The sequence below is a fragment of the Ottowia massiliensis genome, assembly GCF_900240305.1.
GTDB classification, from domain to species: Bacteria; Pseudomonadota; Gammaproteobacteria; order Burkholderiales; family Burkholderiaceae_C; genus Ottowia; species Ottowia massiliensis.
In genome coordinates this window covers 268,487-281,885 of the sequence record NZ_LT964854.1, presented here as the reverse complement: position 1 = coordinate 281,885, position 13,399 = coordinate 268,487, and the positions used below count along the sequence as shown (strand labels likewise).

Sequence of the window (13,399 nt, the reverse complement as noted above, 5' to 3'; positions counted from 1 at the left end):
CCGCAATTATCTACGATTGCTTTCAGTTTTGCGCCGCTTCAGCAGGGGCGGGCGCAGGCGCTTCGGCGGCCTTGGCTGCGCCGCCGGCTTTCTTGCGCGCGGGGGCGAGCATCATGATCATCTGCCGGCCTTCGAGCTTGGGAAATTGCTCGACCTGGATGACATCCGCCAAGTCTTCACGAATGCGGTTGAGCAGATCAAGCCCCAGATCCTGGTGCGTGATTTCGCGGCCGCGAAAACGCAGGGTCACTTTCACCTTGTCGCCATCGCCCAGGAAGCGGCGGATGTTGCGCAGCTTGATGTTGTAGTCGCCATCGTCCGTGCCGGGGCGGAATTTGACTTCCTTGATTTCGATGACCGTCTGCCGGGCCTTGGCTTCGGCGGCGCGCTTTTGTTCCTGGTACTTGAACTTGCCGTAGTCGATCAGGCGGCAGACCGGCGGGCTGGCCGCTGCGGCGATTTCAACCAAGTCCACGTCCATCTCGCCCGCCATGCGCAGCGCTTCCTGCAGGGGAAAGATGCCCAGGGACTCGTTGTCAGGGCCGTTCAGGCGCACTTCGGGCGCGGTAATTTCACGGTTGAGCCGGTGGGCGCGTTCTTCGCGCTGGCGGCGGTCACGAAAGTTGGTAGCTATGGCGATTACCTCAGAAATGAAAGGAATGAAAAGCGGCGGCGCGCAGGCATTCAGCTTTTTGCTGCAATGTCCTGCAATACGCGGCTGGCAAAAGCTTGCAGCGGCATGACGCCCAGATCGGCATTGCCCCTGCCGCGCACCGCCACGGTTTTGGCCTCTTTTTCCTTGTCGCCGACGACGAGGATAAAGGGCGGTTTTTGCAGCGAATGCTCGCGTATTTTATAGGTGATTTTTTCGTTGCGGAGATCGGTTTGCACCCGAATACCGCGCTCACGCAGCGTTGCGGCCACATATTCCACGTAATCAGCTTGCGCATCGGTAATGCCGGTGACGACCACTTGCACCGGCGCCAGCCAGACGGGCATGGCGCCTGCGTGCTGTTCAATGAGAATGCCGATGAAACGCTCCAGACTGCCCACAATGGCGCGATGCAGCATGATGGGGCGGTGGCGCGCGCCGTCTTCGCCCACATATTCGGCGTCCAGCCGCTCCGGCAGGTTGGGATCGACCTGGATCGTGCCGCATTGCCATTCGCGGCCAATGGCGTCTTTGAGCGTGTATTCGATTTTCGGGCCGTAAAAAGCGCCTTCGCCAGGCAGATAAGTGAATTCGCAGCCTGAGGCGCGCAGTCCTTCGGCCAGCGCGTTTTCAGCCTTGTCCCAGCTTTCGTCGCTGCCGATGCGTTTTTCGGGGCGGGTGGAGAGTTTGTAGATGATGTGGTCGAAACCAAAATCCCTGTAAACCTTTTGCAGCAGCGTGGTGAAGGCCGTTACTTCAGACTGAATCTGGTCTTCGGAGCAGAAAATGTGCCCGTCATCCTGCGTGAAAGCGCGCACGCGCATGATGCCGTGCAGGCCGCCGGAAGGCTCGTTGCGGTGGCAGGCGCCGAATTCGCCGTAGCGCAGCGGCAAATCGCGGTAGCTTTTCACGCCCTGTTTGAAAATCAGGATGTGGCCGGGGCAGTTCATGGGCTTGAGCGCGTAGTCGCGCTTTTCGCTTTCGGTGGTGAACATGTTTTCCCGGTATTTGTCCCAGTGCCCTGTTTTTTCCCAAAGCGATTTGTCCAGGATTTGCGGGCCTTTGACTTCCTGATAGCCGTTTTCACGGTAAACGCGGCGCATGTACTGCTCCACTTCCTGCCAGATGATCCAGCCTTTGGGGTGCCAGAACACGGTGCCGGGCGAGTGCTCGTCAATATGGAACAAATCCAGCTCGCGTCCCAGCCGGCGGTGGTCGCGCTTTTCGGCCTCTTCCATGCGCTTGATATAAGCGTCGAGGTCTTTTTTATCGGCCCAGGCCGTGCCGTAAATGCGCTGCAATTGTTCGTTTTTGGCATCGCCGCGCCAGTAGGCTCCTGCCAGTTTGGTTAATTTGAATGCCTTGAGAAAGCGGGTATTGGGCACGTGCGGGCCGCGGCACATGTCCACATATTCCTGATGAAAATACAGGCCCATCGCCTTTTCATTGGGCATGTCGTCAATCAGGCGCAATTTGTAATCTTCGCCGCGTGACTGAAAAACGCGAATGACTTCCGCGCGCGGCGTCATTTTCTTGATCACGTCGTAATCCTGCGCAATCAGCTCTTTCATGCGTTTTTCAATGGCGGCCACGTCTTCCGGCGTGAATGGGCGCTCGTAGGCGATGTCGTAATAAAAGCCTTCTTCGATAACCGGGCCGATCACCATTTTGGCGGTGGGATAAAGCTGCTTGACGGCGTGGCCGACCAAATGCGCGCAGGAGTGGCGGATGATGTCCACGCCGTCTTTGTCTTTGGGCGTGATGATTTGCAGGCGGGCGTCGTGGTCAATCACGTCGCAGGCGTCCACCAGTTTGCCGTCCACGCGGCCTGCCAGCGTGTTGCGGGCCAGGCCGGGGCCGATGGACTGGGCGACTTCAGCCACGGAGACGGGGCCGGGATATTCGCGTTGCGAGCCGTCGGGAAGGGTGATGCGGACGGGGTGGGTCATGAGCGTTCTCTTTTCTTTCGGGCAATAAAAAAGCGCGGCAGCAGGCCCGCGCTTTTGGGTTTCGGCAAGTGATTCAGGCGCGCGCGAACCGGCGTTTCTTGCGGCCCGTGCATGCAAGGGCCGCGCAGATGGCGTGCGGGCGGGTTCGCGGTGTCATAACCAGATGTGCCTTTCCCGTTCCTTGTTGAATGTGGGGAGCCAAGCGGGCTTGAAAGCAGCGGATTCTAAAACCGCCGTTTAGCGAAACGCTATAGCCGCCTCGCGGCGGGCGGCGGCATGTACGGGGAGCTGGCCGGCTGTTTGCTATTAGAAAAAAAGCAGATTGAAAGCATGAAAAAACGTTGAGGTCCTAGTGAAACTTGAAGAGTTTGCTATTAATAGATGAGCTAATTTTCTGCCGCTGTCCGGATCGATGAGGCTGGGAAGACAGACTGCTCGCAAACCAGCCATGCCAAGCCGTCAATTGCCCAGCAGCTGTGTTTGCAGGCGTTCGTCGCGCGTGAAGCGAAAGCGCGAGACCATGATGAGCTGGTCGGCGCGGTTGCGCATGGTCAGGCCGAAGGACTCGAAGGGGCCGGAAGATTGGGCGATGGCTTCGGCCAGGCGGTCGAGGTGGCGGCTGCCGGAAGACTCGACGACTTCGGTGTCGAACACGCGGCCATCATGGTTCACGGTGATCATCATGGTCAGCTCGCCGTAGAGCTTGCGGCCATTGATTTCCGGAAAGTTGCTGGTGCCGCGCGCTTCGATCTTGCGGCGCACGGTGTCGTAATAAAGGGCGTACATCTCCTCGCGCGTGGCGGGGCTGATGAAGCGCTTTTTGGGGCGGGAGTTTTCTTCTTTCACCGCGCGTTCGATTTCGGCCAGCATTTGCGACAGGTGCTTGCGGCGCTCTTCCTGCTCGATCACGTCGGGGTCGTTTTTGGGCTTGTCGGGCGAAGGCTTGGGCAGCGCGGCCACTTGTTTTCGCAGCTGGTCGAGCAGGCGGTTTTGCTGCTCGCGCATGGATTCGATCTGGCGCTGGGCTTCTTCGGTGGCGGCGTCGCCCAGCATGGCCTGCAAGGCAGGGGGCAGGGGGGTGGTGGCGCGCACGTCGGGCAGGGGGCTGTCGCCGCCGCCAGCCAGGTTGGCCTGGGCAATGGCCTGGGCCTTGGCGGGCGCTTCGTCGCCACGGGCATTGACGAGGATGACCTCCAGCGGCAAATCCTCGAACACGCGCCGGAAGCCTTCAGGATTGACGAAGCGGATGGTGAGCAGGCTGGCATGGATGAGCACCGAGACGATCAGCGCCCATTGCAGCGTGGAGAGGGATTTGAGACGGTCGAGATTCACGGGGCGGGATTATCCATTTGTTACCGGTGGCCGCCGCGCTGCTTTCCGGCCTTTTTTCAGCCTGCCGCAGCCACGCCCGGGGCTGGTTCGCCATCGCCATCGGCCAGATCAACGGCAATGGCGATGGGGCCGGCGCCGGCTTCTTCGGCCTCGTCTTCGGCTTCCGGCGGGGCGCTGGCAGGCGATGCGCTGAGCACTTCGGTCACGCTGCCGCTGACGTCCAGCGCGATGTCGTCGATGTGGCCGAGCTTCACACGCACGAGCGAGCCGCGCGCCATGCCGCCGGTGCCCATCACGGTCAGGGTCAGCGGCAGTTCTTCGGCGCGCACCAGCCACGCGCCGCCAGCTTGCTCGCGCAGGGCGCTGGCGGTGAGGTGGGTGATGGCGTTCTGGCGCAGGTATTGCAGCGTCCAGAAGCGCTCCATGGCGGCCTGGTTTTGCGCGTAGGCGGTGTAGGCGGCGTCAAAGGCGCTGATGATGGCGAACAGCTGCGCGTCTTTGGGTTTGAAAGGCGCGGCCAGCGCGGCGGTGGCGCCGTGGCGTGCGCAGGCGATGAGCTGCCACTGGTTCACCAAGTCCACATAGCGGCGCAGCGGCGAGGTGCTCCACGCGTAGCTGGGCACGCCGATGCCCGCGTGCGGCAGGGCCTTGACGCCCATGCGCACCTTGATGCCGGGCGCCAGGCTGGCCTGGCTGCGGTAGATGGCGGGCACGCCCAGGCTGGCCAGCCACTGGCCCCAGGTGCTGTTGGCCAGGATCATGGCTTCGGCCACGATCAAGTCCAGCGGCGCGCCGCGCTGGCGCTGGGTGATGCGCACGCGCTCGCTGCCGGTGGGCAGGGCAGGGGCGGCCACGCCGTCTGTGCCTTCCAGCGCAAAGCTGTAGTCGGGGCGGCTGAAGTTTTCGGGCTTGCCGCGCACGGCTTCGCGCTGGGCTTTCAGGTGCAGCGCCAGGCGGTAGAGGAAGGCCAGCGTCTGGCGCGGCATGGGCAGCCCGGGCGGCTGTTGGTCCTGTGGTTCGTCTTGTGTTTGGGCGGGAGCAGTGAGCCATTCTTCGGTGATCAGGCCGTCCAGCCGGTCATGCCGCAAATTGGCGGCCACGGCCACGCGCTCCAGCCGGGTTTCGTGGCGCTGGATTTCCAGCGTGGCTTCGTCCAGCGTGACGTAGAGCGAGACTGCCGGGCTGGCCTGGCCCGCGTCCAGCGTGCAGGCGGCGACCACGCTGTCGGGCAGCATGGTGATTTTGTGGCCGGGCATGTAAACGGTGGACAGGCGCGCGCGCGCCACGCCGTCCAGCACGTCGCCGGGCGCAAGGGCCAGCGCCGGCGCAGCAATGTGGATGCCCAGCGTGACTTGCCCGCTGCCCAGTCCCTCGACGGAGAGCGCGTCGTCAATTTCGGTGGTTTGCGAGTCGTCAATGGAATACGCCTGCACGCCAGCCAGCGGCAAGTCATTTGCGGGCGCCAGCGCAGCGGCCAGCGCCTGCGGCGGAAATTGCGTGCCTTTGGGAAAGTGCTCGAACAAAAAGCGCTGCCAGTGAAACTGGTAGGCCGAGGCGATGGCGCCCGCGTTCTTCAGCAGCTCCAGCGGGGCCAGTTGCGTGGCGCGCGCCGCTTCCACCACGGCCTTGTATTCGGGCGCGTTTTTGTCGGGCTTGAACAAGATTTTGTAGAGCTGCGCTTCGATTTCCGCCGGGCAGCGCCCGGCCGCCAGCTCGGCCGCCCAGGCGCTCACTTGCGCGGCAATCTGCTTTTTCTTTTCGATGGCCGCCAGCGCCTGCGCGACGATGTCGGCGGCGGCCTTGCGAAAGCGCCCTTTGCCCGCGCGGCGAAAGTAGTGCGGCGCGCCATGCAGCGCCATCAGCATGGCCGCCTGCTCTGCCGCGCCGGGCGCGCCGCCAAAGTAATCGGCCGCCAGCGCGGCAAAGCCGAATTCGTCTTCCGGCGCGAATTCCCAGGCCAGCGGCAGCTCCACTTGCGCCGCCATTTCGCCCGCCTGCGCCAGTAAATCGGCGGGCGCGGGTTTGTCAAAACGCAAAAGCTGATTGGCCGCCTTGACTTTCACCCGCTTGCCCGAGTCCAGCTCCACCTGCGCCGATGCCTCGGCCTCCGAAAGAATGCGGCCCGCAAGAAATTTGCCCGCTTCGTCAAACAAAAGATTCATGGGCGCGGATTGTCACATCGAGCCTTGCCAGGATGCAGGCGCGTCCGCCCAAGAAGCCGCGCCCGGCGCCGTCGGCTTTTGCGTCTGCGCTCCGGGCTTTTTTCGCTGCATCCGGAGTTTGTTCAGGGCTTGGCTGCAAGAGGCAAAAGTGCGAAATCGTGATGGGCCGCAAGGCGCAAGCCGCTGGCGGGTCTTGCTGCCCAATTGCAGCCCGGCGAGGAGGATGTGCAAGGCCCACGGGCGTCCGAGTTCGCACTTTTCGCACCCACGGACGGATTTTGAACAGGTTCTTAGAGCAGACTGGGTTAGCCGCTATCGCCTTTGAAGCGCAGAAATGGGCGCCTTCGCTTCCTGGCGTTGCCAGAATCAGGCTTTCGCAGCCTTTGAACCGGAGATTTCATGTTCCGCATCACCCGCCAGACTCCTTTGCCGCTTCACAGCGTGGCTGCCACGCGCCGGATGGAGCATGCGGCCATGCAGGTCCTTGCGGCGCACACGCTCATGCAGCGCGCGGGGCTGGCTGCCGCGCGGCTGGCGCTGGCGCTGGCGCCTCATGCGCGCGTGATCTGGCTGGCCTGCGGCCCTGGCAACAACGGCGGCGACGGGCTGGAAGCCGCCATGCATCTGCACGCCTGGGGCATGCGCCCGGTGGTGAGCTGGCTGGGCGAAGAAGAGCGCTTGCCGCCCGATGCGCGCTGCTCGCTGCAGCGCGCGCGCGCCGCTGGCGTGCTCTTTACGGATGAGCCGCCTGCCGGGCTGGGCGCGCAAGACTTGTGCGTGGACGCGCTGCTGGGCATAGGCGCTACCCGCCCGCCCGAAGGGCGCATGGCCGGCTGGCTGGCGCACATGCATGCCAGCGCCGCCCGCGTGCTGGCGCTGGATGTGCCCACAGGTCTCAACGCCGATACCGGCCACATGGCCCAGCCCTTGCCTGCGCCACGGGCCGAGCGCCACACGCTCACGCTGCTCACGGCCAAGCCGGGGCTTTTCACCGCGCATGGGCGCGATGCCTGCGGCATGGTGTGGTTTGACGACTTGGGCGCGCCCGCCGCCCTGCCCGCTGGCGAGCCGCCTGCCGCCTGGCTGGGCGCCCAGCCTGCCGCGCCGGTGCCGCCCGCCGCCTGCCGCCCTCATGCCAGCCACAAGGGCTGTTTTGGCGATGTGGCCGTGATTGGCGGCGAGTGCAGCGCTGCGCGCGGCACGGCCATGACAGGCGCGGCCTGGCTGGCTGCCAGCGCCGCTTTGCACGCGGGCGCGGGGCGCGTGTATGTCTGCCCGCTGGCTGACGCAGGCGAGCCAGCGCCTGCCGCCTGGGCGGCGCTGCCGGAGCCGGAGCTGATGCTGCGCCGCTTTTCGGCGCTGGAGCTGCGCGCCATCACCGCCGTGTGCGGCTGTGGCGGCGGCCAGGCCGTGCAAGCCGTGCTGCCGGCGGTGCTGCGCGCCTGCCCGCGCCTGGTGCTGGATGCCGATGCGATCAATGCCCTGGCGGCCAGCACGGCTTTGCAGGCCGCCGTGCGCCAGCGCGGCGCCAAAGGCCATGCGACCGTGCTCACCCCGCACCCGCTGGAGGCTGCGCGCCTGCTTGGCAGCAGCGCCAGCGCCGTGCAGCAAGACCGGCTGGCCGCCGCACGCACGCTGGCCGCGCGGCTGGATGCCGTCGTTGTTCTCAAAGGCTCCGGCACCGTCATCGCCGCGCCCGGGCAGCCGCCGTGCATCAACCCCACCGGCAATGCCCGCCTGGCCACGCCCGGCACGGGCGATGTGCTGGCCGGCCTGATTGGCGCCCGCCTGGCCGCAGGCGCACACCCCTGGCCTGCCGCCTGCCAGGCCGCCTGGCAGCATGGCGCGCTGGCTGATGACTGGCCCGCCCTTCAGTCCCTGACGGCAGGCGAACTGGCCCGCCGCCTGCGTCCTTGAGCGCCTGTTCAGAAAGCTGGCCCGCCGCCTGGCCGCAAGTGCGAGAAAACGGTTCGGAATGGCAAGCCGCAGGCGGCGGGGATGCGGCGTTGTCTGCCCCTTATTTTTGCTCCTCTATCCATAGCAATATGTCCTAGTGGAGATTGCGCAAGGCGGTATTTGACCCCCCGCTATTTTTGCTCCTGTTATTGATGCTGTCTGGCAGGCAGCGGGCCGCCCGCTCCGGGCTTGCGGCGCGCTTCGGGACTTGGCTGCGGGCAGGCTTTGAAAGCGCCGCAACAAAGCGCCGCCCGCCCTTTGCGGCGATGGAGAGGAACCTGCATGGCCGCTGCTTGCACGCATTGATTTCCGTCAATCTGGCGCGTCTTTGCATGAAGGGTTTTATCCCATAGCCGAAGCGCGCGTTCCCGCTTACATTGGCCTTGCTGTAGACCGCACTTTTGACAAGGAGGTAATTGCATGGCTCAGCCTTCGAACCCTTTTGCGTCTTTTGGCGCGTGGCCCTGGATGGGACAGACGCAGCCGTTCGCGCCCATTTTCAAAATGCCCTGGCAAAGCGACTGGATGGGCGACTGGGCCAGAGCCGTGCAGTCATTGCAGCAGGGCGACGCGCCCAATCCGCTGCCGCCCGCCATGCCGGTGTTGCGCTTTGCGCCGGAAAAACTGCGCGAGTTGCAGGACGAGTACATGAAGGAAGCCACGGCGCTGTGGAACCGCAGCCTGCAAGCGCCGCCTGAAATCAAGGACCGCCGCTTCAAGGGCGAAGCCTGGAAGCAGAACCCGGTGGCGGCCTGGACGGCGGCGCTGTACCTGCTCAACGCCCGCACGCTGATGGCGCTGGCCGACGCCGCCGAGGGCGACGCCAAATCCAAGGCGCGCCTGCGTTTTGCCACCGAGCAGTGGATTGCGGCGGCCGCGCCGAGCAACTTTCTGGCCCTCAATGCCGAAGCGCAGCAAAAGGCGCTGCAAACGCAAGGGCAGAGTCTGGCGCAGGGCCTGGCGAACATGGTGCGCGACATTCAGCAAGGCCATATGTCGATGACTGACGAGAGCCAGTTTGAAGTGGGCCGCAACGTGGCCACGACCGAGGGCGCCGTGGTGTTTGAAAACGAGCTGTTCCAGCTGCTCGAATACAAACCGCTGACGGAAAAAGTGCATGAAAAGCCGCTGCTCATCGTGCCGCCGTGCATCAACAAGTTCTACATCCTGGATTTGCAGCCCGACAACTCCTTCGTGCGCTACGCCGTGGCACAAGGAAACCGCACTTTCGTGGTGAGCTGGCGCAACGCCGACGAATCGCTGGCGCAAAAAACGTGGGACGACTACATCGAGCAGGCCGTCATCACCGCCATCGAGCAGGTGCGCGACATCACGGGCGCGGAGCAAATCAACGCGCTGGGCTTTTGCGTGGGCGGCACGCTGCTGACCACGGCGCTGGCGGTGCTGACGGCGCGGCACGCCAAGGCCAAGGGCCGCAAGAGCGCCTTCCCCGTGGCCAGCGTCACGCTGCTGACCACGCTGGTGGACTTTGGCGACACGGGCGTGCTGGATGTGTTCATCGACGAGCCTTCCGTGCAGTTCCGCGAATTGCAGATGGGCAAGGGCGGCCTGCTCAAGGGCAAGGAACTGGCCAGCACTTTCAGCTTTTTGCGGCCCAACGATCTGGTCTGGAATTACGTGGTGGGCAACTACCTCAAGGGCGAAACGCCGCCCCCGTTTGACCTGCTGTACTGGAACAGCGACTCCACGAACCTGCCCGGCCCCTTCTACGCCTGGTATCTGCGCAACACCTATCTGGAAAACAACCTTGTCAAGCCCGGCAAGCTCACCGTGTGCGGCGAAAAAGTCGACTTGCGCAAGCTGCATGTGCCGTTTTACGTGTATGGCTCGCGCGAAGACCACATCGTGCCCATCGGCGGCGCTTACGCCAGCGCGCAGGCGCTGCCCGGCGAGCGGCGTTTCGTGATGGGCGCTTCCGGCCACATCGCCGGCGTGATCAACCCGCCCCAGGCCAACAAGCGCAACTACTGGCTGCGCGAAGACGGCCAGTTGCCTGCCGACGTGGACCAATGGCTGGAAGGCGCTACCGAACACCCCGGCAGCTGGTGGCCCGACTGGTCTGCATGGCTGGCCGCCCACGCTGGCAAGCAGGTGCCCGCGCCTGCCAGCTATGGCCGCAAGCCCATTGAACCGGCTCCGGGGCGCTACGTGAAAGTCAAGGCCTGAATCGGGACGCCTGCCGGCCGCCTCGCATGGGGTTTTTCATTTCATGCAAGGCGGCCTGGCGGGCGGGCAGGCCGTCGTCGGCTGTCAGCGCCAGTGGAGTGGACGCTGACCGGCCATTTTTTTCAAAGCAAAGGAGGACCTCCACATGAACCAGAAAGTTGCCTACGTGACAGGCGGCATGGGCGGCATCGGCACCGCCATCTGCCAGCAACTGCACCGCCAAGGCTTCAAAGTCGTAGCAGGCTGCGGCTTGACGCGCGATTACAAGAAGTGGCTGGACGAGCAAGCCGCACAGGGCTTCTCCTTTTACGCCAGCGTGGCAGACGTGGCTGACTGGCAATCCACCGTAGATGCCTTCGCACGCGTCAAAGAGGAGCATGGCGGCGTGGACGTGCTGGTGAACAACGCCGGCATCACGCGCGACCGCATGTTCGTGAAAATGACGCGCGAAGAATGGGACGCCGTCATCAACACCAACCTCTCGGGCGTGTTCAACGTGACCAAGCAGGTGGTTCCCGACATGGTGGCCAAAGGCTGGGGCCGCATCATCCAGATCAGCTCCGTGAACGGCAGGAAAGGCCAGGCCGGGCAGACCAACTACTCGGCCGCCAAGGCGGGCATGCACGGCTTTGCCATGGCGCTGGCGCAGGAGCTGGCGGGCAAGGGCGTGACGGTCAACAGCGTCAGCCCCGGCTACGTCGGCACCGACATGGTCAATGCCATCCGGCCTGATGTGCTTGAAAAAATCGTGGCGGCCATCCCCGTCAAACGCCTGGGCACGCCGCACGAAATCGCCTCCATCGTCGGCTGGCTGGCCGGTGAAGACTCGGGCTTTACCACCGGCGCCAATTTCTCGTGCAACGGCGGCCTGCACATGGAATAAGGGCGCGGCCCTCCATCCCTGAGCACCCATGAAAAAAGCCCGCTTGATGCGGGCTTTCTTATGGCTCACGCGGCAAACGGGCCGCCTGGCTCATTTCAGCGACAACACCCATGCGGCCAGCTGCTGCGCCTCTTCATCCGACACCCGGTTAGGCGGCATGGGAATGGCGCCCCATTTGCCCTTGCTGCCATTTTTGATGCTGTCAGCCAGTTTGCCAGCATCTCCGCCCTTGGCGGCGATGTCCTTGAAGCTAGGCCCCACCATTTTCTTTTCTACCGAATGGCAGGCCAGGCAGTTCTTGGCCTTCGCCATGCCCTCGTCGGCCACAGCCGGGCCGGCAGCTGCCACGCAGGCCAGTGCAAGCAGAAGGTGTTTCATGGTCTGTGTTCCTCTTGTCATGGGAGAAGTTAAGCTACGCCTCAACAACGCGGCTTGCCTGCGTACGGTTGACAGCACGCTTGGCAGCCAGTTTGCCGGGTTGTGAAAACAAACATTTCGACAGAGGAATAGCAATGTATCTGGTGGGTCTGGGCGTCATTTTCATGCTGCTGAAATATTTTGAGGTGTCTCCCGTGGCCGAATGGTCGTGGTGGTGGGTGCTCTCCCCCTTTGCAGGCGCCTTTGTCTGGTGGAACTGGGCCGATGCCACAGGCTACACCAAGCGCAAGGCCATGGAACGTGAAGAGCGCGAACGCATGGAGCGCAGAGACCGCCAGATGGAAGCCATTGGGCAAAAGCCCCGCAGCCGCAAACGCTAGCCGCCTGTTCACAATTTGGCCGCAAGGGGCGAAAGTGCGGCCCAGGCGGCGGGCGCGCAGCGTTATTTTGCTCCTTTATCAATAGCGATACGTCCTAGTGCAGAGTGCGCGAGAGCCACTTTTTGCCACCTTTATTTAGCTCCTCTTTTCGATACGTCACCGCGCTTGCCAGAGCGTCTGCCGCAGCATCTGCCGGCCCGTCCCGCGCCTTGCCTGCCTGTCAAGGCGCTTCTCGCTTCGTCACGCTTTTCATGAACGCCACTGAACCCCAATCTGCCTGGCAAGGCCCCCGCTGGGCGCTTGCCATTTTGCTGGCCATTCTGGGCATGCTGGGTCCCTTTTCCATCGACACCTACATCCCTGCTTTTGATGCCATCGCCCAGGCCACCGCTGCCAGCCCCACGCAAATGCAGCAAACCCTCTCGGCCTATCTGTTCGGCTTTGCGTTCATGAACCTCTTTCACGGCGCGCTTTCCGACAGCCTGGGCCGCCGCCCCGTCGTGCTTGGCGGCTTGGTCGTCTTCACCCTCGCATCCATCGGCTGCGCCCTGGCGCCCAATGTGGAGCAGCTCATCGTCTGCCGCGCCCTGCAAGGCTTTTCAACTGGCGCGGGCATCGTGGTCTCGCGCGCCGTCGTGCGCGACATCTTCCACCCTGCCGAAGCGCAGCGCGTCATGAGCCAGATCACCATCTTCTTTGGCGTCGCGCCCGCTGTCGCTCCCATGATCGGCGGCGCGCTCTCGCACGCCTGGGGCTGGCACGCTGTTTTCTGGTTTCTCGCCGCTATTGGCGCGGCGCTGTGGCTGATCAACTTCCGTCTGCTGCCCGAGTCGTTGCCGCTGGCGCAGCGCCAGCCTTTTCGCGCAGGCGATCTCTTGCGCGGCTACGCCCAGCTTGCAGGCAATGGGCGTTTCATGCTGCTGACGCTGGCCTCCGGCGTGCCTTTCAACGGCATGTTTCTCTACATCCTGGCGGCGCCGGCCTTTCTGGGGCGCATTCTGGGGCTGGAACCCACACAGTTTTTCTGGTTCTTCTTTTTCAGCATTGGCGGCATCATGGGCGGCTCCTGGCTTTCCGGCCAGAAGGCCGGGCGCGTGCCGCCCCGCCGCCAAATCCGCGATGGCTTTGTCATCATGACCGCCATCTCGCTCATCAACCTGGCGGCTAGCGCCTTGCTGCCGCCCAGCGCATGGTGGGCTTTTGTGCCCATTGCCATTTTTTCCTTTGGCTGGGCGCTCATGACGCCCGCTGTCACCTTGCTGGCGCTGGATGTCGTTCCTTCCCGCCGGGGCATGGCCTCTTCTTTGCAGGCCGCCGCCAGCTCCGCCGTCAATGGGCTGGTGGCAGGCGTTGTCGCGCCGCTGGTCATGCACTCGGCCATGACCTTGGCTTTGGCCTCTTTTTCCTTCCTCCTCGTTGGCTTGGCCGCGTGGCAGCTCTTGCGCTGGCGCTGGCCTGAAACGGGCCGCGTCAGCTAGCAGCGCTGCGAACCCGTCCGCAGCCTGCTCATGGGTGTGTCT

10 protein-coding genes are annotated in these 13,399 nt (G+C 63.8%); 5 read left to right on the top strand and 5 right to left on the bottom strand.

Translation table 11 applies throughout. The annotated features are described in order from the left end of the window. Positions 1 to 22: 22 nt before the first annotated feature. The 4 genes from infC to C1720_RS01100 form a co-directional block, all read right to left on the bottom strand. Positions 23 to 640, bottom strand: a complete 618-nt coding sequence (gene infC / locus C1720_RS01115) for a translation initiation factor IF-3 (protein WP_233199991.1) — start codon at positions 638 to 640, stop codon at positions 23 to 25. Positions 641 to 684: 44 nt separating this feature from the next. Next, the gene (gene thrS, locus C1720_RS01110) at positions 685 to 2,601 is read right to left on the bottom strand and encodes a threonine--tRNA ligase (protein WP_102282945.1); all 1,917 of its coding nucleotides are present in this window, start codon (positions 2,599 to 2,601) and stop codon (positions 685 to 687) included. 459 nt (positions 2,602 to 3,060) lie between these two features. Next, positions 3,061 to 3,933 carry an energy transducer TonB gene (locus C1720_RS01105; RefSeq protein WP_102282944.1) on the bottom strand — a complete coding sequence of 291 codons (873 nt, stop codon included), beginning with the start codon at positions 3,931 to 3,933 and terminating at the stop codon, positions 3,061 to 3,063. 56 nt (positions 3,934 to 3,989) lie between these two features. Further along, positions 3,990 to 6,095 (bottom strand): ribonuclease catalytic domain-containing protein, encoded by a 2,106-nt coding sequence (locus C1720_RS01100; protein WP_102282943.1) that lies wholly within the window; start codon positions 6,093 to 6,095, stop codon positions 3,990 to 3,992. A gap of 399 nt (positions 6,096 to 6,494) precedes the next feature. On the opposite strand from C1720_RS01100, the gene C1720_RS01095 reads away from it, so the two are divergent. From C1720_RS01095 to phbB, 3 genes are all read left to right on the top strand, one after another. Next, positions 6,495 to 8,012, top strand: coding sequence for an NAD(P)H-hydrate dehydratase (locus tag C1720_RS01095; protein WP_102282942.1), 1,518 nt, complete (start codon positions 6,495 to 6,497; stop codon positions 8,010 to 8,012). Positions 8,013 to 8,471: 459 nt separating this feature from the next. Continuing rightward, a complete protein-coding gene (phaC, locus tag C1720_RS01085) occupies positions 8,472 to 10,238 on the top strand; it encodes a class I poly(R)-hydroxyalkanoic acid synthase (RefSeq protein WP_439650725.1) in 1,767 nt (588 codons plus the stop codon). 145 nt (positions 10,239 to 10,383) lie between these two features. Further along, positions 10,384 to 11,121 carry an acetoacetyl-CoA reductase gene (gene phbB, locus C1720_RS01080; protein WP_050715905.1) on the top strand — a complete coding sequence of 246 codons (738 nt, stop codon included), beginning with the start codon at positions 10,384 to 10,386 and terminating at the stop codon, positions 11,119 to 11,121. Positions 11,122 to 11,211: 90 nt separating this feature from the next. Here the strand turns inward: phbB and C1720_RS01075 are convergent, their stop codons facing one another. Beyond that, positions 11,212 to 11,499, bottom strand: coding sequence for a c-type cytochrome (locus C1720_RS01075; protein WP_050715906.1), 288 nt, complete (start codon positions 11,497 to 11,499; stop codon positions 11,212 to 11,214). Positions 11,500 to 11,633: 134 nt separating this feature from the next. Here C1720_RS01075 and C1720_RS01070 point away from each other — a divergent pair, with 134 nt between their 5' ends. Next, positions 11,634 to 11,879: a TIGR04438 family Trp-rich protein gene (locus C1720_RS01070; protein WP_102282940.1), complete on the top strand. Its 246-nt coding sequence runs from the start codon at positions 11,634 to 11,636 to the stop codon at positions 11,877 to 11,879. A 251-nt stretch (positions 11,880 to 12,130) separates the two neighbouring features. Continuing rightward, positions 12,131 to 13,357 carry a multidrug effflux MFS transporter gene (locus tag C1720_RS01065; protein WP_102282939.1) on the top strand — a complete coding sequence of 409 codons (1,227 nt, stop codon included), beginning with the start codon at positions 12,131 to 12,133 and terminating at the stop codon, positions 13,355 to 13,357. The last annotated feature ends 42 nt before the right edge of the window (positions 13,358 to 13,399 follow it).

What these genes read in the sequence shown, in the direction of transcription:
- C1720_RS01100 (WP_102282943.1), bottom strand. Translation starts at nt 6,095, where the DNA reads ATGAATCTTTTGTTTGACGAAGCGGGCAAATTTCTTGCGGGCCGCATT.
- C1720_RS01065 (WP_102282939.1), top strand. Translation starts at nt 12,131, where the DNA reads ATGAACGCCACTGAACCCCAATCTGCCTGGCAAGGCCCCCGCTGGGCG.
- thrS (WP_102282945.1), bottom strand. Translation starts at nt 2,601, where the DNA reads ATGACCCACCCCGTCCGCATCACCCTTCCCGACGGCTCGCAACGCGAA.
- C1720_RS01075 (WP_050715906.1), bottom strand. Translation starts at nt 11,499, where the DNA reads ATGAAACACCTTCTGCTTGCACTGGCCTGCGTGGCAGCTGCCGGCCCG.
- phaC (WP_439650725.1), top strand. Translation starts at nt 8,472, where the DNA reads ATGGCTCAGCCTTCGAACCCTTTTGCGTCTTTTGGCGCGTGGCCCTGG.
- C1720_RS01070 (WP_102282940.1), top strand. Translation starts at nt 11,634, where the DNA reads ATGTATCTGGTGGGTCTGGGCGTCATTTTCATGCTGCTGAAATATTTT.
- C1720_RS01095 (WP_102282942.1), top strand. Translation starts at nt 6,495, where the DNA reads ATGTTCCGCATCACCCGCCAGACTCCTTTGCCGCTTCACAGCGTGGCT.
- phbB (WP_050715905.1), top strand. Translation starts at nt 10,384, where the DNA reads ATGAACCAGAAAGTTGCCTACGTGACAGGCGGCATGGGCGGCATCGGC.